General features: G+C 72.3%; 22 protein-coding genes. 14 read left to right on the top strand and 8 right to left on the bottom strand.

All coding sequences use genetic code 11. The features are described from left to right. The first annotated feature begins 44 nt into the window (after positions 1-44). Positions 45-503, top strand: a complete 459-nt coding sequence (locus tag ABD844_RS06705) for a pyridoxamine 5'-phosphate oxidase family protein (RefSeq protein WP_344874039.1) — start codon at positions 45-47, stop codon at positions 501-503. 135 nt (positions 504-638) lie between these two features. After that, positions 639-926 carry a HesB/IscA family protein gene (locus ABD844_RS06700; protein ID WP_344874037.1) on the top strand — a complete coding sequence of 96 codons (288 nt, stop codon included), beginning with the start codon at positions 639-641 and terminating at the stop codon, positions 924-926. A gap of 45 nt (positions 927-971) precedes the next feature. Here the strand turns inward: ABD844_RS06700 and ABD844_RS06695 are convergent, their stop codons facing one another. Continuing rightward, positions 972-1,952 carry an acetylxylan esterase gene (locus ABD844_RS06695; protein ID WP_344874036.1) on the bottom strand — a complete coding sequence of 327 codons (981 nt, stop codon included), beginning with the start codon at positions 1,950-1,952 and terminating at the stop codon, positions 972-974. Between the two features lie 191 nt (positions 1,953-2,143). Between ABD844_RS06695 and ABD844_RS06690 the strand changes: the two genes are divergently transcribed. Together ABD844_RS06690 and ABD844_RS06685 are read left to right on the top strand one after the other, a co-directional pair. Next, the gene (locus tag ABD844_RS06690) at positions 2,144-2,704 is read left to right on the top strand and encodes a DUF4142 domain-containing protein (RefSeq protein WP_344874035.1); all 561 of its coding nucleotides are present in this window, start codon (positions 2,144-2,146) and stop codon (positions 2,702-2,704) included. Between the two features lie 148 nt (positions 2,705-2,852). Continuing rightward, on the top strand, positions 2,853-3,728 hold the full coding sequence (locus ABD844_RS06685) for a DUF2382 domain-containing protein (RefSeq protein ID WP_344874034.1): 876 nt from the start codon (positions 2,853-2,855) through the stop codon (positions 3,726-3,728). A gap of 248 nt (positions 3,729-3,976) precedes the next feature. On the opposite strand, the gene ABD844_RS06680 is transcribed toward ABD844_RS06685, so the two are convergent. Beyond that, positions 3,977-5,686 (bottom strand): exo-alpha-sialidase, encoded by a 1,710-nt coding sequence (locus ABD844_RS06680; protein ID WP_344874033.1) that lies wholly within the window; start codon positions 5,684-5,686, stop codon positions 3,977-3,979. Between the two features lie 254 nt (positions 5,687-5,940). On the opposite strand from ABD844_RS06680, the gene ABD844_RS06675 reads away from it, so the two are divergent. From ABD844_RS06675 to ABD844_RS06650, 6 genes are all read left to right on the top strand, one after another. Next, a complete protein-coding gene (locus tag ABD844_RS06675) occupies positions 5,941-6,831 on the top strand; it encodes a hypothetical protein (RefSeq protein ID WP_344874032.1) in 891 nt (296 codons plus the stop codon). A gap of 69 nt (positions 6,832-6,900) precedes the next feature. Continuing rightward, a complete protein-coding gene (locus ABD844_RS06670) occupies positions 6,901-7,206 on the top strand; it encodes a hypothetical protein (protein WP_344874031.1) in 306 nt (101 codons plus the stop codon). Positions 7,207-7,271: 65 nt separating this feature from the next. Further along, positions 7,272-8,672: an FAD-binding oxidoreductase gene (locus ABD844_RS06665; RefSeq protein WP_344874030.1), complete on the top strand. Its 1,401-nt coding sequence runs from the start codon at positions 7,272-7,274 to the stop codon at positions 8,670-8,672. A gap of 173 nt (positions 8,673-8,845) precedes the next feature. Further along, a complete protein-coding gene (locus ABD844_RS06660; RefSeq protein WP_344874028.1) occupies positions 8,846-10,474 on the top strand; it encodes an MFS transporter in 1,629 nt (542 codons plus the stop codon). Between the two features lie 26 nt (positions 10,475-10,500). Next, positions 10,501-11,643 carry an FAD-dependent monooxygenase gene (locus tag ABD844_RS06655; RefSeq protein ID WP_344874026.1) on the top strand — a complete coding sequence of 381 codons (1,143 nt, stop codon included), beginning with the start codon at positions 10,501-10,503 and terminating at the stop codon, positions 11,641-11,643. A 213-nt stretch (positions 11,644-11,856) separates the two neighbouring features. Continuing rightward, entirely contained in the window at positions 11,857-12,891 is a 1,035-nt protein-coding gene (locus tag ABD844_RS06650; RefSeq protein ID WP_344874024.1) for a fatty acid desaturase family protein, read from the top strand. Here ABD844_RS06650 and ABD844_RS06645 read toward each other — a convergent pair. Further along, a complete protein-coding gene (locus ABD844_RS06645; protein ID WP_344874022.1) occupies positions 12,881-13,171 on the bottom strand; it encodes a hypothetical protein in 291 nt (96 codons plus the stop codon). The genes ABD844_RS06650 and ABD844_RS06645 overlap by 11 nt on opposite strands. Positions 13,172-13,242: 71 nt before the next feature. Between ABD844_RS06645 and ABD844_RS06640 the strand changes: the two genes are divergently transcribed. Further along, complete coding sequence (locus ABD844_RS06640; protein ID WP_344874020.1) at positions 13,243-14,355, top strand: hypothetical protein; 1,113 nt, start codon at positions 13,243-13,245, stop codon at positions 14,353-14,355. 18 nt (positions 14,356-14,373) lie between these two features. Here ABD844_RS06640 and ABD844_RS06635 read toward each other — a convergent pair whose 3' ends face one another. Continuing rightward, positions 14,374-15,360 (bottom strand): aldo/keto reductase, encoded by a 987-nt coding sequence (locus tag ABD844_RS06635; RefSeq protein ID WP_344874019.1) that lies wholly within the window; start codon positions 15,358-15,360, stop codon positions 14,374-14,376. A 198-nt stretch (positions 15,361-15,558) separates the two neighbouring features. On the opposite strand from ABD844_RS06635, the gene ABD844_RS06630 reads away from it, so the two are divergent. Further along, positions 15,559-16,416, top strand: coding sequence for a helix-turn-helix domain-containing protein (locus tag ABD844_RS06630; RefSeq protein WP_344874017.1), 858 nt, complete (start codon positions 15,559-15,561; stop codon positions 16,414-16,416). 70 nt (positions 16,417-16,486) lie between these two features. Here the strand turns inward: ABD844_RS06630 and ABD844_RS06625 are convergent, their stop codons facing one another. From ABD844_RS06625 to ABD844_RS06610, 4 genes are read right to left on the bottom strand one after another with little or no spacing between them, the layout of a single operon-like run. After that, the gene (locus ABD844_RS06625) at positions 16,487-18,352 is read right to left on the bottom strand and encodes a hypothetical protein (RefSeq protein ID WP_344874015.1); all 1,866 of its coding nucleotides are present in this window, start codon (positions 18,350-18,352) and stop codon (positions 16,487-16,489) included. A gap of 57 nt (positions 18,353-18,409) precedes the next feature. Continuing rightward, positions 18,410-19,027, bottom strand: a complete 618-nt coding sequence (locus ABD844_RS06620) for a pentapeptide repeat-containing protein (RefSeq protein ID WP_344874013.1) — start codon at positions 19,025-19,027, stop codon at positions 18,410-18,412. 31 nt (positions 19,028-19,058) lie between these two features. Beyond that, a complete protein-coding gene (locus tag ABD844_RS06615; RefSeq protein ID WP_344874011.1) occupies positions 19,059-20,219 on the bottom strand; it encodes a cation:proton antiporter in 1,161 nt (386 codons plus the stop codon). 8 nt (positions 20,220-20,227) lie between these two features. After that, positions 20,228-20,710, bottom strand: a complete 483-nt coding sequence (locus ABD844_RS06610; RefSeq protein ID WP_344874009.1) for a cation:proton antiporter regulatory subunit — start codon at positions 20,708-20,710, stop codon at positions 20,228-20,230. Between the two features lie 274 nt (positions 20,711-20,984). Here ABD844_RS06610 and ABD844_RS06605 point away from each other — a divergent pair, with 274 nt between their 5' ends. Together ABD844_RS06605 and ABD844_RS06600 are read left to right on the top strand one after the other, a co-directional pair. Continuing rightward, complete coding sequence (locus ABD844_RS06605) at positions 20,985-21,137, top strand: hypothetical protein (protein ID WP_344874007.1); 153 nt, start codon at positions 20,985-20,987, stop codon at positions 21,135-21,137. Then, positions 21,134-21,550, top strand: coding sequence for an ATP-binding protein (locus ABD844_RS06600; protein WP_344874005.1), 417 nt, complete (start codon positions 21,134-21,136; stop codon positions 21,548-21,550). The genes ABD844_RS06605 and ABD844_RS06600 overlap by 4 nt, the downstream gene beginning before the upstream one ends. Positions 21,551-21,574 lie beyond the last annotated feature (24 nt).

Genomic DNA, 21,574 nt, shown 5'->3' with positions numbered 1-21,574 from the left:
CGGCCCTCAGGCCCGGGTGACCGGCGACGAGAGAGCGAGACGGAATGTTCCAGCCCACCCCACGCACCCCCGAGCAGCGCAGGCGCGACACGCTGGAGCGTCTTGAGCACGACGTGGACGCCTGGGTGGCCACGGCGAGCGTGGACGGCACGCCGTACATGGTGCCGCTGTCGTTCCTGTGGGACGGCGGCGCGCTGCTCGTCGCCACGGCCAGCGCCAGCCCGACCGCCCGCAACCTGCTGGCCAACGGACGGGTGCGGGTGGGCATCGGCCTGGTGCGCGACGTCGTGCTCGTCGAGGGCACGGCGCACGCCACGCCCGCGGCCGAGATCCCGGGCGAGGTCGGCGACGCGTTCGCCGCGAAGGCGGGCTTCGACCCGCGCAAGGCGACCTCCCCCTACCACTACTTCCACATCACGCCGCGCCGGATCCAGGCGTGGCGCGAGGCGGACGAGCTGGCCGGGCGCGACCTCGTCCGCGACGGGGAGTGGACCGTCGGGTGAAGCCCGGCGCCGGGGTGGTGTGACGCGGGCCGCCGGCCGGGAATACTTGGTAAAGAAACGGTCACGAAGGATTGAGTCCGGATGGAGAGGGAAGGGCAGCCAACTCCTGAACGTCGACCGTGAGGAGGAGCCACAGTGCTCACCCTGACTGCCAACGCTGCCCAGGCGATCCGTGACCTGACCGCGACCGCGCCCGAGCCCGCCCAGAGCGGGATCCGCATCTCGTCTCAGGGCGAGGGCGCCAGTTCGCTCACCCTTACGCTGGCCACCGCTCCGGAGCCGGCGGACGCGGTGGTCGAGTCGGAGGGGGCGCGGGTCTATCTCGACCCGGTGGCCGCCACCGTACTGGACGACAAGTCCCTGGACGCCGGAGCCGACGACCAAGGGAGCGTGTCCTTCCTGGTCACCGAGCAGACCGCGTGAAGCGGCGCCCGCCGCGCCGGTGCTCCGGCGCGGCGGGCACCGCCCCTACTCCTCGCCCAGGAGCTTGTGCAGGTAGCGCACCTGCTCCTCCGTCTGGTAGCCGCCACCGCCCTCGTGGTTGTTCCACGGCCACACGGTGATCTCCTTGGGCCCCTGCCAGTGGTTGTAGGCGGCGAACACCGTCGACGGCGGGCACACGTCGTCCATCAGCCCCACCGAGTAGAGCGCGGGCACCCGGGCGCGCGCCGCGAAGTTCACCCCGTCGAAGTACGCCAGCGTGCGGAACACCTGCTCGGCCGCCTCACGCCGGGTCGACAGATAGCGCACCAGCTCCTGGTACGGATCGCGCCCCGTGATCTCCACCGCCCGCCGGAAGTGCGTCAGGAACGGCACGTCGATGAGCGCCGCCCTGACCCCCGGGCGCAGCGCCGCCGTCGCCTGGGCGATGGCGCCGCCCTGGCTGCCGCCCGACACCACGATCCGGCCTTCGTCCACCGCCGGATGCGCGGCGGCCGCCTCGACCGCCCTGACCGCGTCGGTGAACACGCGCCGGTAGTAGTAGTCGGCGGGATCGAGGATGCCGCGCGTCATCATGCCGGGCGCCTGCGGGCCCGCGCTGCCGTGGGGGTCGCCGGTGGCGCCGGGGCTGCCGGGGTTCGCGCCGCCGTGGCCGCGCGTCTCCATCACGAACACCGCGTACCCCGCGACCGGCCACAGCAGGTGGTCCTTCGGGAAGCCGCGACCGCCGCTGTAGCCGATGTAGTGCATCACGCACGGCAGCGGGCCCTGCGCGCCCTTCGGCACCAGGAACCAGCCGTTGACGCGATGCCCGCCCCACCCGGCGTACGACACGTCGAACACGTCCACCCCGGCGAGCGGCAGATCGTACGGGACGTACTCGGCGGCCAGGTCGAACTCCCCGGCCTCGGCCAGCGTCGCCGACCAGAACGCGTCAAAGTCGGCAGGCTCGTCACGGTCGGGGAGGTAGTCGCGGAGTCGGTCGAGCGGCAGGTCGAACAGCGGCACGGTGGTTACTCCAACCAGTAGAAGGTTCTTGTCATTTCACCCCATAGCACCCGGAAGGCGCTATCCCGCCCAACCGATCCGTGCGGACGCCGCACGGCGGACGCGCCCGGGTGTGGAGGGGTACGGGGGTAGTACGAGGCTGATGGTTACGCTCTGTGTGGAAATTGTGGCACTACGTGAGAGGAATCCTCATGCGTACTCGTCTGTCCCTGTCGCTGGGCGTCGTGACCGCCCTGATCGCCCTTCCCGGCTGCTCCGGTGGAGCGCCGGCCGACACTGCCGCGGTGGTCGCGCCGACCGGCGCGCAGCCGTCCGAGCAGCCGTCCGAGCAGGACAAAGCCTGGATGGCGGTCATCCACCAGGGCAACCTGGCCGAGATCGGGGCCGGGCGGCTGGCGCGGGAGAAGGGCACCACCGAGCCGGTCAGGTCCGTCGGCGAGCTGCTGGTCAAGGACCACACCGCGCTCGACGCCAAGGTCACCCAGGCCGCCACGCAGCTCGGCGTCCAGCTCCCGGCGTCCATGGACGCCGGCCAGCGCAAGAGGCTGAACAAGCTGGAGGGCGCCACCGGCAAGGACCTCGACAGGGGCTTCCTGTCCTGGATGATCGAAGCGCACAAAGAGGCGCTGACCGCGACCGAGCAGGAGATCTCCAAGGGTTCGTCGGAGACCGTCAAAGCCCTGGCAAAGGAGGCGGCGCCGTCGCTGCAGGCGCACCTCGACGCCCTGGAGAAGGCCCAGAAGGGCGACTGAGGCTCCTGGTCCGAGGGTGACGGCTGGGGACGTCCCGCGAAAACTAGAGGGAAACGTGCCCTGTCTCTGTGTGGCTAAATGGTGATTTGGGGTATTTGTCCTATTTGACGCAGAGGACACAGAGGACAAGGCATCAGGGGGGATCACCGTGGCTTTGCAAACAGAGATCCGCAACCTGCTCGACTGCCATGTGGTGGGTTCGGACGGACAGTCGATCGGAAAGGTGGGTCAGGTCTACCTCAACGATCGTACGGGCGAGCCGGAGTGGGTGACCGTACGCACGGGGTTCTTCGGGGTGAAGCAGACCTTCGTGCCTCTGGCCAGCGCCCGACGATCGGGTGAGGAGATCCGGGTCCCCTACGACAGGGAGACGATCAAGGGAGCCCCCAACATCGACGTGGACGGCCGCCTGTCCCTGAACGAGGAGGCCGACCTCTACCGCTACTACGGCATGCAGCCAGAGGACGTCCCGCGGCAGCGTACCGGCGAGACCCGTACGCGGGGGCCGGTCACCGGAGAGCCGCAGGACCCGGCCGCCGAGCGGCGGCGAGGCGTGGCCCCCGAGGCACGTGGGATGTCGGGGGAGACGCGCGGCGGCGTGACGGACGACGGCGACATCGACATGACCCGTTCGGAGGAACGGCTCCACATCGGAAAGGAAAGCCGCGAGACCGGTCGCGTCCGCCTGCACAAGTTCGTCGAGACCGAAACCGTCCGGGAAAGGATTCCGCTCACGCACGAGGAGGTCGTGATCGAGCGCGAGCCCATCCGCGACGGGGAATTGGCCGGGACGTTCGAGATAGGCGAGGAAGACCGGCAGATGATCCTGCACGAGGAGCGTCCCGTGGTCTCCAAGGAGACCAGGCCGGTCGAGCGCGTGCATGTGCACAAGCAGGCGGTCCGGCACGAGGAGACCGTCGAGGGCCAGGTCCGCCGGGAGCGGCTGGAGATCGACGAGGAGGGTCTGACCAGGGACGACAAGCGCGGACCCGGCCGAGGCGGCAACCTCCCGCCGAAGCGGTGACCGCGGTCCCGTCCGGCGCGGAGACGCGACGGGAAGGGCGCGGGAAAGGCGTGCGGGGGCGCCGGTGGGAATCGGGCCCCCGCGCTCCCGTGCCCGGCGGAGAATGCTCGGGCGAAATGCCCGGCGGAATTCGGCCGGCACGGTTTGCCGTCGGCTTGGGAGAGCCGGGACGAAATCGCCCGACCGGCGAAATCCGCGATTCAGTGATTCCGCGATTCAGTGATTCCGCGGCTCAGTGATTCCGCGGTTCAGTGATAAAGCTCGATCTCGTTCAGCACGCTGCACGTCCGTCCTATTTCGCGGTCGCAGCCCTTCGACGGCTCGACGACGATCTTGACGTGCTGGGCGGTGCGGCCGATGGCGTCGTACTGGAGGGCGTGGTCGGTCCTGCCGCGAACGGTGACGACCGGCTCGCCCCATGAGCGCCCGTCGCGCGAGACGTACACGCGGGCGTCCGCCGGATGGCCGGGGCGCAGGCTGAGCCCGATCCTGCTCAGCGGGTAGGGCCGGTCGAGGTGCAGCACGTAACGGCCGCGACCGGCGGCGACGGCGCTGGACCAGTAGCCGGTGCTGCCGTCGAGGGCCCCGCCGGGGCCGGTCCTCGGCCGGGAGCGGCTCGACCAGCGCATCGTGGTGGAGACCCGTACGTCGCCGCGCCGCCGCAGCCCCGCCAGGTCCAGCCGGGTGCCGGGCGTCGCCAGGTCGAACAGCAGGCGTTTGATCGCGTACCAGCCGCCGTGCTCGAAGCGCCCGTGCGCCGGGCACGCCGTCTCGTCGAGCGTGCCGTCGGTGCGCACCCCCACGAGCTTGCAGTTGTCGAACACCTGGATCAGCCGGTGCGGCCCGACCGCGGCCAGGCCGGTGTAGCCGGACGAGCCGTGCGCGTCCCAGATCCCGTCGCGGTTGTGGTAGGTGACCTGCGGCTCGTGCCACTCCTCGCCCAGCCCGTCGGGGGAGATCGCCAGCCAGTTGTCCGGCCGCCCCGCGCTCAGCACGAGCCGCCCGTCGGGCATCAGCAGCAGCCGGGGGGCCACGCCGCGCGCGACGCAGTCAAGTCCGGCGAAGCGCAGCTCGCGCACCGGCGACCAGGTGTGCCCGCCGTCGGCCGAGCGGCTCTGGCGCAGTGTCGCGTACGGCCCGCCGTCGCGCCGCAGCACCGCCACCAGGGTGCCGTCCATCGCCTGCTCGACGGCCGCCTCGGTGTAGGCGAACCCGGGCTCCGGCTCGGCGATCACCCCGCGCCTGGCGAACGTGCGTCCGCCGTCCGCGCTGGCGTACACCTCGGCCTGGAAGGCTCCCGTGGGGTGGTAGCGGGCGTAGACGGTGATCAGGATCGTCCCGTCGGCGAGCTGGATCGGCGTGCCGTGCGCGGCCCCGCCGGGGAGCAGGTCGCCGGGCGTGGTCAGGACGGACTCCGCGCGCAGCCAGCTCTCGCCGTCGTCCAGCGTGGACGAGGTGAGCACCCCCAGCTTGGCCTGGTGCGGGCCCGTCCTGATCGGATAGTACTCGGTGGCGAAGAAGCGGCCGTCGTGCAGCTCGACCGGCGACTCGCGCAGCGGTGTGGCCTCCGCCGGGCCGAAGGTGCGCCCGTCGTCGTCGGAGACCGCCGCGGAGCTGGTGAGGGTGACGACCCTGTCCACGTTCGTGGTGAAGGTCGTGATGACCTTCTGCCGTGGTGCGCCGCCGGGGCCGGTCACGTCGAGGGCCGACACGTTCGGGAACCCCGCGAACTCGAGGCGTTCGGCCTCGGTCGGCTCGCGCGCGGCGGGCGGCGGATTGGGATGAATCCAGTCCAGTGAGGAAGCAGTATCGATCAGGTAAGCCCCGGACTGCTGGGAGCGATCCGGTAGCACGCAGTAATCGGCTCCGGCCTGCGCCGGACCCGGGCGCGCGGGCAGCGCGACAGCCGCCGACACGGCCACCGACGTGGCCACGACCATGGCTCTGGGCACCGGCACGGGCTCGCTCCTCGACTGTCGTCCACCGCTCTGACGCAACGTATGGACTCTAGATCAACGACAGTCCGTAACAGCGGATTCACCTGCGGGGAGTCGTCGGTTCCTGCCCCTGGCCACTGTGGCGGCGGGCGAATCATGCCATATCCGTTAAGTGGCAGTTGACAGAGAACCGCCTCCTAACGACGATCGGGACGGCACTATTAAGTGTCAATTTACGTAGGTCGACAGACCGTGCGGGTCAGGAGGTGGCCCAGATGAGCATCGAGCCGAGGGCGAGGGTGGCCCCCGAGCGAGTGCTGCCGAGCCCGGCGCCCATGGCGCCGGAGACGGCCGCGCAGCAGCGGGTCGTCCAGCGGATCTGCACCAGGGTCGCGCCCGCCGGCGTGGACGTAGGCGTCGCCGAGTTGCCCCCCGGCGGTCTGCAGGTGTGGATCGACACTCCGATGGGCGAGCAGGAGCCATGGGTGCTCTACCACCGCATGGCCCGCGAAGTGGCGCTGGTCGGCTGGCACTGTGAGGCCGACGCCGACCGCCTGCTGGTCCTGGGCTGGAGCGCGGCGTGCCTGCACAACCGGGTACGCCTGCTGCAGAGCGGGCTGCGCCGGCTCACCGACTTCGAACCGACCGCCCAGCGGGCCGTGCAGCTTGACGGGCGCAGCCCCGACGACGAACACCCGTCGCACCTGGTCGCTGCGGTGTGCGCCGCGATCGAGCGGCGGCTGCGCTGGCCAGAGCGGCTGGCCGAACTCGACGGGTTCGAGCGCAGCTCGGGCCTGCCGCATCTGCAACTGCTCCTCGCCCAGGTCACCGGCCTGGAGACGAAGATCGCGGGCGCCTGCGAAGAGCATCTCGTGATGGCACGGGTGCTGGCGCGGGCCGTCTGCGAGCACTACGCGCAGCACGCGGACCTTTCCCGCGCGCGGCGCGAGGTGCTGGCGGAGTCGCGCCGATGGGTGCACGCCAGCTCCATGATCCGAGGCTCGGCCACCGCGCGGCCGGTCTCACCCGGCGCCGGCCGTCCCCACCTGAGCCTGGCGGAGCGCCGCATCGCCGCGAGCGTCATCAACCACGGCGTGCCGCGGGCGATCCCCGCGGTCGTCACTCCACGGGCCGGGCGCACCGGCCTCCAGGAGGACGCGCGCTGATCCCGATCCGCTCAACGGCGAGCGGTCACCCGGAAAACCCCACACGAGTCCGGTAGGAGAGCTCCCGTCATGCGTACCCCCCCGCACCTGCCCAGCCGCGCCAGGCACGAGAACACAGGCCACGCCCGGCGTCACCCGTACGGCCCGCACGAGATCCCCGCCCAGGCCGCGCCCCGCGGCACGCTCGACTTCCCCGACACCCTGTCGGGCACCTTCTCCGACAGCTTCTCCGGCACCGCCCCCCAGCCCGACCTCTCCGACCTGCCCGCCGACCCGAACGCCGACGTGTTCGTCGAGCGGCGGCTGCTCGGCATCAGGGAGATGTCCAACCAGGCCATCGGCTCCATCGACGACCTGCTCCAGCACACCGCCTGACGTGTGCCCCCAGCGGCCCCCGTCCGAGAGGGCCGGAAGAGCGAATCTCACCTCTGAGGAGAGTCATGCAAGGACTGTCGCGACTGGACCTGCGGTCGCGTGACGTCGGGGGCCACCAGCCGCGCACCGTGTCGGGCATCGAGACGCCGCGCACCCTCGACGAGGTACGCGCGCTCGTACGGCAGGCAACGGCCGACAAGCGCCGCCTCTACCCGATCAGCACCGGCAGGAACTGGGGCATGGGTTCGGCCATGCCGGTCACCGACGACAACCTGGTCGTCGACCTCGGCGGCATGAACCGGGTGCGCAGCCTCGACCTGGAGGCCGGCTTCGCGGTGATCGAGCCCGGAGTCACGCAGCGGCAGCTCGCCGCCGTGCTGCGCGACACCCCGTGGATGCTCAACGTCACCGCCTCGTGCGCCGACACCTCCGTCATCGGCAACGCGCTGGAGCGCGGCGACGGCTGCATCCGCTCCCGCGTGCACGACGTGGCCGGGATCGAGGCCGTGCTGGCCGACGGCAGCGTGGTCACCACCGGCGGGCTCGACCCCGCGGGCCGCTACCACGGCCGGGTCGCCGGGCCCGACCTGACGCAGGCGTTCGTCCAGCACAACCTGGGCATCGTCACCGCCATGGCCGTCTCGCTGGTGCCGCGCCCGAGCACGATCGGGCTCGTGCACGGCCGGCTGCCGCGCGACCAGGCCGGGGTGGCGCTCGGCGCGGTCTCCCGCTTCCTGCGCGACGGCAACCCGGCCACCGGGCTGATGCGCGTGCGCGAGCTGTCGCTCGTGCCGGAGCACGGCGACTGGACGCTGCCCCACGGGGCCGACCCGTCGCTGTTCACCGTGCTCGGTCCGCTCATGGGCAGCGACGCCACGGTCGAGCTGGCCGAAGGGCTGCTGCGCAAGGCGCTCGTCGAGGTCGAGGGCGCCGAGGCGGTGCGCGTCCTGGACGCGGCCGAGGTGCGCGCCGACGACCCGCTCTACCCGCGGGCGCTGATGGCGCAGGGCATCCCCACCTGCCGCGGCATCCACAACGCGCTCGGCGTGACCTCGTGCGACCAGATCGACGAGGGCGCGATGGGCTTCCTCGTGCTGCTGCCGCTGATGCCCATGCACGCACGCAGGACCGAGCACATCCTGGCCGCCCTGCAGACCTCGGTCGACGCGCACACCACCGCCCTCATGGTCGAGTGGAACCTCGTCGGCGACCACCTGGCCAACGGCGTCATCCAGATCTTCTTCGACCGTGCCGCGCCCGACGCGGCCTACCGGGCGCACCAGCTCCGCAACGACGGCAACTGCGTGCTGCGCGGGCACGGCTGCGCCATCTACCGCTCCGACATCGATCACGCCGCCGCCGACGTCTGGTCCGAGACCAGCACCGCCGGTCTCGGCATGCTGCACCGGCTCAAGACGGCGCTCGACCCGGACGGACTGCTCTCGCCCGGCCGCTACGGCGCCTGACCTCAGCCGAAAAGCCGCCGGAAGCACCGGAAAGCCGCCGGAAGCACCGGAAGAGCCACCTGAACCGCCTGAACCACCAGAACCGCTGAAAACCGACGTCCGGCTCCGCCGCTCGCCCAGCCGGGGTGTGCCCCCGGCGGAGACCGACCGACGCTTCCATAGGAGGGAACCACGTGCGTTCGTCACCAGCCGCCGCCAGGACGACGGGCACGACCGGCGCCGACCGGCGTCACGGAGTGATGCTGCGCCTCGTCGGTGCGGGTGTCATGTTCACGGTGATGGCCGACACCACGGCCACCACCCTGGCAGTCGGAGTCTTGCGCTACACGTCCGCCGGCACCGGGATGCCGCTGGGCGACCTGGTCTGGCTGACCAGCGCGGCGTTCATCCCGATCGCGGCGCTGCTGGCCACCGCCGGCCGCTGGGCCGACCTGTTCGGCCGCCGCCGGGTGCTGGCCGTCGGGCTCGTGGTGTTCGTGCTGGGCGCGATCGCCACCGTCACCGTGGACTCGTGGTCGTGGGTGCTGGCCGCGCGGGCCGTCCAGGGTGCGGGGGCCGCGGCGATCATCCCGGCCAGCCTCGGGCTGCTGCTCGGGGAGCTGCCCGAGTCGCAACGACGCGGCGCGATCGCGATGTGGAGCTCCGCCTCCGGGCTGGGCTGCCTGCTCATGCAGGCGGGCGGCGGCTGGCTGGCCGCCACCGTCGGCTGGCGCTCGCTGTTCGTCCCCGACGTCGTCATCGGCGTCGCCCTCCTGATCGCCTGCTTCGCGCTCCCGCCGGGCAAGCGCAGCACCGCCAAGGGCGTGCCCGACGTCCTCGGCGCGTGGCTGCTGGCCGCCGGGATCGCCGTGATCGTCCTGGCCATCTCCAAGGCGATGGCCTGGGGCATGGACGTGGTGTGGCTGGCACTGGCCGCGCTGGCCCTGCTCGGCGGCGCGCTCGCGCAGGCCAGGCACCACCGCCTGCCCGCCATCGACCTGGCCCTGTGGCGGCGCCCCAGGTTCGTCTGGGGCTGGATGGCCACCTGGGGCTTCGGCGCGCTGTCGTACGGGCTGCTGACCGTGCAGCCTCTCTACCTGCTGCACCTGGGCTACCCCATGCTCGAAGTGGCCATGTGGCTGACCCCGACCTCGGTGGCCATGGTCGTCACCAGCTATCTGGCCGGGCGCGCCGTCAAACGCATTGGCGCGTACGGACTGATCTACGCCGGGTCGCTGCTGTGCGGCGGCGCCTGCGTGCTCGTCCTGATGCAGGCCGGGCCCACCGTCTGGGGCCTGATCGCCAGCGTCGTGGTCGGCGTCGGGGTCGGCGCGCTCGCGCCCGGCACCTCCGTCGCCACCACCCTGTCCGCCCGCCCCCACCAGTACGCCTCCGCCGTCGGCGCGGCCACCATGGCCCGCATGGTCGGCGGGGCCGTCGGCGTCGCCGTCGTGTCGGTCGTGATCGACCACCCGTTCATGACCGGGCCCTTCGCGGGCCTGGCCGGCGCGCTCGCGATGTGCGTGGCCATCTCCGTGCTGATCGGAGCCCTGGCCCTGACCAAGATCACCCGGATGCGGCCGGACCCGGGTGACGTCATGATCAAGGTGCCGCGCCGGATGCTGCTGGAACTGCGCATGACCCTCGCCACCGTGGCGGCCGAGGCCGACGCGCTGCTGCCAGTCGAGACCCGCACACCCCCCGCAGACACCCCCATGGACTCCCGCACGGACTCCCGCACGGGCGCCTCCATGGACCCGGTCCCGCGACAGCGGGCGGCCGAACCCGGCCCGCTCGCCGGCACCCGCGGGCCCTCGAACTAGTTCAACCATTCAGAAGGGCTCTCGTCATGGCAACCACATCGTGCGACGTAGCCATCGTCGGCGCCGGGCTCGGCGGCTGCTTCCTGGCCCTGCTCCTGGGCCGCCGTGGCCGGCACGTCGTCGTCATCGAGCAGGGACCCTCAGTCCCCAGCGCCGGCGCCGACTTCCTCAAGCCCCCGGGCCTGCGGGTGCTGGCCCGGCACGGACTGGCGGACCTCGTCGGACGCCATGGCCTCTGGCGCGACACCGTCCGCTACTACCACGACGGCGACCCCATCCAGGAGTGCCGCTTCCCCGACGGCGGGTTCCTCATCCGCCCCTACCGGGAGCTGGTCGAGCTCATCTACACCTCCTGCGCGATGGAGAGCGTCGAGTTCTGGTTCGACGCCGCCATCGACGACATCACCATGGGTGACGGGCAGGTGGAGGAGCTGACGCTCGCCGACGGGCGGCGGCTGCGGGCCGGCGTCGTGATCGGCGCCGACGGCACCAAGTCCGCGATCCGCCGGGCGCTCGGCATCGAACAGCGCACGACGCCGTACGAGCGGCTGCAGATGCGGGTGGCCACCGTGCCGCTGAGCGCCAGCGTCGCCCAGCTCAACCGGCTGTACTTCAGCTCGGAAGGCTGGTTCGCCTACCTCTATCCGCTCGACAGGGACCAGGCCAGGGTGTTCGTCGGCCTGCCCCCTGAGGACGACAAGGAGATCTTCCAGGACGGCATCCCGGCGCTGCTGGACGAGCTGAAGAAGTTCGTGACCGACAGCTCCGACGCCTTCAACTCCCTCCAGGCCGCCGCCTGGCAGCCGATCAAGGTGTCGTCGCTGCGGGTGGAGGCGTACCACCGGGGCAACGCCGCGCTGCTCGGCTCGGCCGCGTTCGCCTGCCATCCGATGACCGGCATGGGCATGAGCTACACGCTGCGCGACGCCGAGATCCTGGCCGACGTCATCTGCGCCGCCGCGGGCGACCCCGAGCTGCTCGACCGGCTGCTGCAGGCCCGCTACGAGCCTCGCGGGCACGCCCACCGGCAGCTCATCGACTACGGCGACTCGCTGGTCGCGACCTTCCGCGACCCGCGGGCGTACCTGGCGGCCTTCCGTTCCGACCTGCACGTGTACGGCGACGCCGACCTCACGAAACCCGCGCCCCCCGAGTTACAGCTCACCTAGAGCCGCGCCCCCGTCGTCCGCCATTCCCCACCTGGTGAGGTTCGTCCAGTGCCACGCTGAGTGCGGTGGGCAGCCCGATCCCCAGGCGGCGGGGGCGCCCCCAAGGGTGGGGTGGGCACTACCACGATGACGGGTGACAGCGGGGGTCCGCCCGGACACCGGTTCTCGCGATGCTGAGGAGCGATCGACCACTCCTCGGCATCGGAGACGAATGTGACTGTGACAGAGACCTCCCGCCCCACGGCGCAGAGGGGGAGCGACTTCGCGGCGCTGTCGCGGCGCATCGCCCAGGCGGGGCTGCTCGACCGGCGGCCCGGCTACTACGCGGTCAGGATCGGCCTGGTGGCCGCGCTGTTCGCGGGCACCTGGGCGGTGTTCGCCGCGGTGGGCGACTCCTGGTGGCAGATACCGGTCGCGGTGCTGCTCGCGGTGGCCTTCGCGCAGGTCACGCTGCTGGCCCACGACCTGGCGCACGGGCAGATCTCCCGTTCGCGGCGGGTCGCCAGGATCGCCGGGCTGCTCGTCGGCAACCTGGCCGTCGGGCTCAGCTACGGCTGGTGGATGGACAAGCACACCCGCCACCACGCCAACCCCAACCACGAGGACCACGACCCCGACGTCTCACCCGACATCCTCATCTGGTCACGCCGCCAGGCCGAGGCCAGCCGCGGGCTGCCCCGGCTCATCGGGCGCTGGCAGGCGTTCCTGTTCTTCCCCCTGCTGACGCTCGAAGGCGTGAACCTGAAGGTGTCGAGCTTCCGCGCGCTGCGGCGGCCCTCGCTCAAGAACCGGTGGGTCGAGGGGCTGCTGCTGGGGACGCACGTGCTGGCGTACGCGGGGGCGGTGTTCCTGGTGCTGCCGCTGCCCAAGGCGCTGCTCTTCCTGGTCGTGCACCAGGTGTGCTACGGCGTCTACCTCGGGTGCACCTTCGCGCCCAACCACAAGGGCATGCCCGTGCTCACCGCGGACGACGAGCTGGACTTCCTCCGCAAGCAGGTGCTGACCTCCCGCAACGTCAGCGGCGGGCGCCTGGTCACCATCGCGCTCGGCGGCCTGAACTACCAGATCGAGCACCACCTGTTCCCGAGCATGCCCACCGCGAACCTGCGCAGGGCACGGCCCATCGTGCGCGAGTACTGCGCCTCGCTCGGCGTCGAGTACGCCGAATGCGGGCTGCTGGAGTCGTGGGGGCTGGCGCTGCGCCACCTGCACGAGGTGGGCCGTCCCCTGCGCGGTGTCAGGACATGACGATCAGCTCCTGGCCGTTGAGGTCCTCCTTGACCTGGTGACCGGCGGCGGCCAGCACGGTACGTAACGCGAGCTGGACCGCGGCCCTGATGGTGGAGCGCTCGACGAGTTGCTCGGCCGGGCTGCCCCAGGTGACGACCACCCCGCGTGCGGGGTCGTGCCAGACTTCGAGCCCGCCGTCGGTGGACAGCGGCGACGGCTCGACCATGAAACCCGCGTCCGCCAGCTCCCGGCGGACCGCGCGTTCCAGGTCCGGGCCGGTGCTCGGGGCGATGTCCATCCGGATCCGCTGCCCGCGCACACGTGTTTCGAACCTCGGGGACCCGGTGAAGTGTGTGTAAGGATGGCGGCATGTCTGCGGACGCGTCCGGGACGCTGCGCCTGTCGAGGGCCGTCGTGGCATTCCCCGCCGCGACACCCGCGCCCGGCGGCCGAGGGGAGCGCCGCCCGATCGGGAGGAAGCGGATGCTGATCGAGCAGGCCAGGAGGGTGGCCCGGCAGTGGGTGCTGGAGGAGGGCGCCGCGCTGCCCGGCTTCGTCGGCGCGTTCCTGACCGGGTCGGCGCTGTGGGCCGGTGCGGGCGACGAACTGGCTCCGACCTCCGACGTGGACGTCATGCTGGTCACGGATCCGGCCGCTCGCATCGGGCATATAGGGAAATTTCGATATAAAGGGGTGTTGCTGGAGGTCTCCTCCATGGCGGAGCCCGGCTCGACCCACGACGTCCTGAGTGACTACCACCTGGCCGGCAGCTTCCACCTGCCGTGCGTGCTGGCCGACCCGTCAGGGCGGCTGACCGAGCTCCAGCGCGTGGTGGCCCGCGACTTCGCCGAACGCCCCTGGATCCTGGCCCGCTGCACCGACGCCATGGACCGCGTACGGGGGTGGATCAACGGCATGGACGAGTCCGCGCCGCTGCCCGACCAGGTCACCGCGTGGCTGTTCGGCACGGGGGTCACCGCCCACGTGCTGCTGGTGGCCGGGCTGCGCAACCCCACCGTCCGCCGCCGGTACGCGGCCGTGCGCGAGCTGCTCGCCGAGCACGGGCGGCTGGAGTTCTACGAGGGCCTGCTCGACCTGCTCGGCTGCGCCGAGCTGAGCCCCGCCCGGGTGGCGGGGCACCTGGCCGTGCTGGAGAAGGTGTTCGACGCCACCGCCTCGGTACGCGTGCCCGCCTACCGCTTCGACTCCGACATCAGCCCCGCGGCCCGCCCGGCCGCCATCGACGGCTCACGGGAGCTGATCGACCGAGGGCTGCACCGGGAGGCGATCTTCTGGCTGGTGGCCACCTACGCCCGGTGCCTGGCCAAACGGGCGGCGGCGGGCCAGGGCGGCTACGAGGAGGGGCTGCGCGAGCTGCTGGCCGACCTCGGGGCCGCCACGTTCGCCGACCGGCGGCGCCGCGGAGACCGGGTCCTGGCGGCGCTGCCCGGCCTGTGGCAGACCGCCACGGCCCTCTGCTGACCAGCCCGGCAGGGTGGGTCAGCGGCCGTCCAGGAGCGGGAGGTCGTCGCCGTAGATGTCCGGGCTGCAGTCCACCTCGCCGATGAAATCACCGGGGAAGCCCAGCTCGAACTCCACCGCCGACTCCAGCCGGCGCACCGCCTCGCCGGGCAGCCGCACCTCCGACGCGCCCAGGACGTCCTTGAGCTGCTCGGCGGTGTTCGTACCGAGGATCGGGTGCACGCCGCGGTGCACCGCCCACGCGACGGCCACCTGCGCGGCCGTCACGCCCAGCTCCCCGGCCACCTCCAGCACGGCCCGCACCCCGGCCCGGTCCCGCTCGCTGATCGACTCGGGGCGTACGCGGGACGCCGCGGCCCCGGGCGCGGCGTACCGTCCGGACAGCACGCCCTGCGCGAGCACCCTCCACGCCGCCACGCTCAGCCCGTAGGCCCGCGCCATCGGCAGCAGCTCCCGCTCCACGTCGCGCCACAGCAGGTTGTAGGGCACCTGCAACCCCGCGAACGGCGTCCACCCGCGCCACTCGGCCAGCGTGCAGGCCCGGCTGACCACCCACGCCGGCGCGTCGGAGATGCCCACGTAGAGCACCTTCCCCGAGCGGACCACGTCGTCCAGCGCCCGCATCGTCTCCTCGATCGGGGTGTGCCGGTCCCAGACGTGCACCCACAGCAGGTCGACGTAGTCGGTACGCAGCCGCCGCAGGCTCTGCTCCAGCGACAGGACAAGGTTCTTGCGATGGTTGCCGGCCGCGTTCAGGTCGGTGCGGTCACGGGTGGCGGTGTACTTCGTGGCCAGGACGAAACGGTCGCGGCGGCCCTGGAGCAGCTCGCCGACGACGCTCTCGCTCTCGCCGTACATGGAGGCGGTGTCGACGACGTTGCCCCCGGCGTCCGCGTACGTGTCGAAGATGCGCCGCACCTGCGGCGACGCCTCTTGGTAGCTCATCGCGCCGAGGAACAGCTCGGAGACCCTCAGCCCGGTACGGCCCAGCAGGCGATAACGCATCGGCCCCCCTCACGCCCGGCCGGGGAGGACGAGCCCGGCCTCGCGCCCGCCTTGGTGGATGCCGCCCGTGGTGATCATCGATCTCGTGTTCGTCATGGGCACCAACCTGCCGTGCCGCGGCCCGCGAAGGAAGGCCGTGCCCAGACTGGCCGTGGCAGGGCCACGATAAGCGGACCGCGGCCTCGTACACTCTGGGGGATGAGCGACAACGACCTCGGAGCCTTCCTGCGCGCCCGTCGCGAGGCGCTCAAGCCCGACGAACTCGGCCTGCCCGGCAGCGGCCGGCGGCGCACCCCGGGGCTGCGCAGGTCGGAGCTGGCCACCGTGGCCGGGGTGAGCGTCGAATACCTGACCCGGCTGGAGCAGGGGCGCGACCGCAACCCGTCCGTCCAGGTGCTCGTCTCGCTCGCCGACGCCCTGCGCCTGGCCCCGGAAGAGCGCCTGCACCTGCGGCACCTGGCCAAGCTGACCAGCGGCAGCATCGCCCTGTGCCCGAACGGCGGGCTGGCGCCCGCCCGCACCGTGCGGCCCACCGTACGGATGCTGCTCGACCGGCTGGAGCCCACGCCCGCCGTGGTGGTCAACCGGCTGGGGGAGGTGCTGGCGCACACGATGGGGTTCGAACGGCTCGCCGGGCCCATCGGGCTGCTCGACGGTGAGGCGCCCAGCCTGATCCGCTACGTCTTCGCCGACCCGCGGGCCGGGATCGCCTTCCCCGACTGGGACAAGGTGGCCGACGAGCAGGCCGCCGCGCTCAACTACGAGGCCGGCGCCGACGACCCGTACGCGGTCGAGCTGATCGAGGAGCTGTCGTTCGCCGTCGGCGCGGCGTTCACCTCGCGCCTGGCGGGGCCGCCCGTGCCGCCGCGCCTGGAGCCCGTGCAGCGCATGGCGCATCCGCGGGCCGGCGAGCTGCGGCTGGCCAGGGAGGCGCTCGACCTGTCGGCGGGCGACCAGCGGATCATGGTCTATCTGCCCGCCGACACCGCCACGGCGGGGGCGCTCGACCGGCTCATCGGCTGCCGCCCCGGCGCACTGCGCGCGGTCTCCGCCTGACGCGGCCCGGCCACGTGCGATCTTCGGCGGGAGGGCCCCGCCAGGTGCGGTCTTCGGCGGGAGGGGCTGGTCAGGCGCGGCGGAGGGTGCGGGTCAGGCCGGCGGCGATCGTCGTGGCCAGCACCCAGCCCGCCGCGATCAGCCCGTACGCCAGCCACTGCGTCCCCCCGCCCGGGTTGAACGCCTTCTCCTGCCCGAAGTCGATGATCGGCAGCAGCAGGTCGAGGGTGTAGACCAGCGGGTTGAACTCCGGCGCCTCGCCCCGCTTGAGCGGCGGCGGCTCGTCCAGCCCGAACACCACCGTGCCCACGGCCAGCAGCGCCAGCAGCCAGCCGGCCGCGCGGAGCGGGCGGAAGCCGTACCCGACGGTGACGTCCTGGAGGCGGCCCCATAACCGGGCGTTCCAGGGGAGGGTGGCGCGCCGCTGCCGCTGGCCGGCCAGGAGCGTGTCACGGGCGTCGGCGTCATCGCCCTGCCGCCGGTACATCTCGGCGAGCTGCTCGTAGGCGTTCGGCAGGTAGCCGTCGGGGTCGCGGCGCAGCCAGCCGAGGCGTTCCGCGGCCGGCAGCCTGGGCTCCAGCACCTCGTACGACAGGCCGTCCATGCGCAGCTCGCCCGGCCACACCGCGGGGTCGTCGCGCAGCACCCCGATGCGCGCGTGCCGCAGCTCGACCGTGCCCAGGATCGGCCGGGCGGTCCGCATCGCCAGCTCCCGCGTCTCCACCCGGCGGCACACGAGCGCCTCGCCGCCGGGCGACTCCAGCGTGGCGTCGTCGACGCACAGACGGCTGCCGACGTGCGCGTTCGTGAGCCCGACGCGGCCCCGCGCCGAGAATCCGTCGCACAGGTTGAGCACCTTGCCGACCGTGATGCCGGTGGCCCTCAGCACCGCGCGGCCCGGGTTGACCAGTTCTGCGCCCTCGAAGAACACGCCCCCCGAGACGGACGCGTCCACGAGGCTGATCTCGCCAACCGCCGACAGCCCCTTGCGGCCCCGCAGCGCGCCGTCCACGACCAGGCCGTCACCCGCCAGCACCAGGCCGTCCGGGTTGCGCAGGCGCGCGCCGTCGAGGCTCAGCGTGCGGCCGATGGCGGCGGCCTCCAGCCAGACGACGCCCTCGGTCTCGGCCCGCGCCATGAACAGGCCGCTCTCGGCGTTCAGCCCGCCGCCGTGCACGGCCAGGCCGCCGGGGTTGCGCAGGCGCGAGCCGCGCAGCGTGAGCGGCCCGCCGATCCGGGCGAAACGCAGGTTGACCTCGCCGTCCACCTCCATGTCCCGGGCGAACAGGCCCACCTGGACGACCAGGTTCGAGCCGCCGAACGCCAGCCCGCCGGGGGCCCGCAGCCGGGCGCCGTCGAGGTTCAATGCCGCGCCGACCCGGGCCGCGGTGAGGATCAGCTCGCCGTCGCACGCGAACCCGTCGTGGGCCCGCAGGTCGCCGCCCACGTCGAGGCGCTCGGCGTTGACGGCCGCGCCGCCCGGGTGGTCGAGGCGGGCGCCGTTCATGGTGAGGGTGCCGTTGATCCGGGCTCCGGGCAGGCGCAGCTCGCCGGTGACGTGGCAGCCGGTCAGCCGCAGGTTGCCCTCGACCTGGAGGTTGGAGGCGACCAGGCCGGGCAGCTCGGAGCCGTCGAAGCTGAGGAAGCGGGTGCGGGCCTGGTAGAGGTCGGGGGCCTCGTCGAAGGCGCAGCGCCGGAACGTGACCGGGAAGTCGATCTCCCCGAACGCCAGGTGCAGCAGCCCCGTGATCCGCGCCCCGGTCAGGCGCAGGGCCGGTTTGTCGGCGGGGTCGGCGTACTCGCCGAGCAGCAGCCCGGCCAGCACCTCCGCGCGCACGGATCGGCCGGACCCGGCGGTGCTCAGGTCGACCTCCTGCCCGCGGGGGACGGCGGCGGCGAGGGCCTGCTCGGCCGGGGTGAGTTCGGCGTTTCGCACACCGACATCCTCGCGTGGATCGGCGGCGGGTCAGGCACCGCTCGCCGGGCGTGCGCGTCAGCTCCGCACGTCGAACCCGAGCGCGCCCGCCACGACGGTCGCCTGGAAGGGGTCGATGACCGCGCCCGTGAGCGTGGCCTCGTGCGGGTCGAACGTGCTCAGATCGCTGCCCCGCAGGTCGCACTTCGACAGGTCGGCCCCGCGCAGCCACGCCCCCGACAGATCGGCCCGCCGCAGCTCGGCGCGCTCCAGCCGGGCCCCGCTCAGGTCGGCCTCGCGCAGCCGCACCCCGACGAAGGAGCTGCCGCGCAGGTCGGCGCCGGGCAGCCCGACGTAGGACCAGTCGCCGCCCTCCACCTTCAGCAGCCCGAACGTGCACCCGTCGAACCCGCTGCCCGTCAGCTTGCAGCCCCTGAACGTGGCGTCGAAGAACGAGCAGCGCGAGAACGCGCAGTTGAGGAACTGCGCGTCGTCGTGCTCCGACACGTTGAAGCGCACGTTCCTGAACTGGCACTCCTCGAACGACGAGCCGCGGTCGATCAGCTCGGTCATGTCGACGTCCTGGAACAGCACGCGGTGATGGCGCTCACCGGAGATCTCCAGGCTGTCCCAGTCGGCGGACGTGATCGTCTTCTCCGTGGGCGGCATGGGGACGCCGTTCCTTCGCTCTGCCATGCGAACAAACTAGCGGATGCGACGGACGGTGCTAGGCGCGTTTGGCGATGGCGGTGATGAGCGGCTGCACGAGCTTGGCCGCCAGGGGGCCGAACGCCGCCAGGATGAGCACGTACGCGGCGGCCAGGGCGCCCAGGTCGGGGTGCACGCCCGCGCCCACCGCCAGCCCGGCGATGACGATGTTGAACTCGCCGCGCGGGATCAGCGCGATGCCCGCCCGCGCCTGGCCGGCCTTGGCGATGCCCGCCCGCCTGGCGGCGTACGCGCCGGTCAGGAGCTTGGTGATCATGCTGACCAGGGCCAGCAGCGCGGCCAGCCCGGCCACCGGCAGGATCTTCGCCGGATCGGTCTGGAGGCCGAAGAAGACGAAGAACACCGCCGCGAACAGGTCGCGCAGCGGCGCGAGCAGCGACTGCGCGTCCTCGGCCAGCTCGCCCGACAGGGCGATGCCCACCAGGAACGCGCCGACGGCCGCCGAGACCTGGAGCTGCTGGGCCAGCCCGGCCACCAGCAGGGCCAGGCCGACGACCTTGAGCAGCAGCACCTCGGAGTTGGGGCTGGAGACGAACGCCTCGATGAAGCGTCCGAACCGCAGCGCCACGACCAGCACCACGCTCACGGTCAGCAGCGCGATGCCCACCGCCATCGCCCCGCTGAGCAGGCTCAGCCCGGCCAGCATGGTGGTCAGGACCGGCAGGTAGATCGCCATCGTGAGGTCCTCGAACACCAGCAGCGACAGCACGGTGGGCGTCTCCCGGTTACCGATCCACCCCAGGTCCGACAGCACCTTGGCGGTGATGCCGGAGGAGGTGGCGTAGGTGACGCCCGCCATGGCCACGGCCGCGACCGGACCCCAGCCCAGCAGCAACGCGCAGATCGCGCCGGGGGCGGCGTTGAGCACCAGGTCGACGAGGCCCGCCCGGGCGTTGCTGGTGAGGCTGGTGACCAGCTCGTCGGCGTTGTACTCGAGGCCGAGCGTGAGCAGCAGCAGGACCACGCCCAGCTCCGCGCCGACCGAGATGAACTCCTCGCTCGTGGCCAGCGGCAGCACGCCGCCGGTCCCGAACGCCAGCCCGGCGATCAGGTAGAGCGGGATGGGGGAGATCCCGACGCGCAGCGCGAGCGCGCCGAGGATCCCGAGACCCAGAAGGACAGCGCCGAACTCCAGAAAGATGACCGCGGTTTCGTGCACCCGCGGCCCTATCCGTTCGCCAGGATGCCGGCGACCTCGGACGTGCTGTCCTCGCTGCCGACGACCACCACGACGTCCCCGACGGAGAAGACGAAGCCCGGCCCGGGGCTGGCGAACACCTGTCCGGCCCGGACGATGGCGACGATGGAGGCGCTCGTACGGGTCCGCACGCGGGCGTCCCCCATGGGGCGGTCCGCGTAGGGGGAGTCGGCCGGGATGGGGAGCTGCACGCTGACCAGGCCCTCGACCTGCTGGTGAAGCTGGTTGAGCCGGGCCACGATGCGGGGGGCGCCCAGCAGCTCCGCCAGGGCGTCGGCCTCCTCGTCGTTGAGCTTGACCATGTGGCAGACGGCGTCGGGGTCTTCCTTGTCGTAGATGACGAGATCCCGGCGTCCGGTGCGGTGGGAGATGACGCCTACCCGCTGGCCTTTGCGGGTGGTGAAGTCATGCCGCAGTCCGATCCCCGGTAGCGCTGTTTGTTCGACCTCCACCTAATCCCACCTGTTCAGAGCCGCATATTTCCGGACAACCCTACCAATTCCTTACCCCAAAGGCTTCCGTCCCGTTTACCGGCTCTTTGGATGCAGGTGGTGTGCACCCCGGGCGGGTGGTCGCGGGGGGTGACTGCGGGAGGACGGGCGGGCGTGGGAGACTGCTGTCAGGCGTGGACCACGGCCCCGCACCCCCGGGGTCCCGGCCCGCGCCCCGCGTACGCCCGGCGGCAGCCCGTACGCACCAGAGCAGGCGACGCCGAAGGACCCGACCATGCCCACCGCCCCCTCGATCACGGCCACCGAGGCCGCCGGCGTGGCGCCCCGCCGTGACGGCGTGGCGCGGACGGCCGCGCGGACGGTGGCCGCCGGGGGCGCCGGGCTGCCGGTGAGTTCCTCCCGACTGGACGGGCCGGCGGCGCGGTGAGTGAGGAGGCCGAGACGTACCAGGTGGACATCCGTTTGCCGGAGGAGATGGCCAGCATCACGGAGGCCCGCCGCCTGGCCCGCGAGGCCCTGCGCGCGTGCGGTTTCCAGGGGCGTCACGACGACGTCCTGCTCGTGGTGTCGGAGCTGGTGACCAACGCGCTCGTGCACGGCGACGGCCCGCCCACGCTGCGGGTGCGGGGCAGCGCCTCGCACGTGCGGGTCGAGGTGGGCGACGCGGGCGACCGGCTGCCCGAGGCGCGCGAGCCGGGCCCGGCGAGCGGCTGGGGGCTGCACGTCGTGGGGCTGCTGTGCACCGGCTGGGGCATCTCACCGGGTGACGGCGGCAAGGTGGTGTGGTGCGAGCTGGCGGCCCGCCTCGCCCCGGTGCGGACCGGCCCCGCACAGACCTGACGGTCCCTTCGGTCCCGTCCAGCG

It is taken from the genome of Nonomuraea antimicrobica, assembly GCF_039536965.1.
Taxonomy (GTDB): domain Bacteria; phylum Actinomycetota; class Actinomycetes; order Streptosporangiales; family Streptosporangiaceae; genus Nonomuraea; species Nonomuraea antimicrobica.
This window is presented reverse-complemented; position numbering and strand designations above follow the sequence as displayed.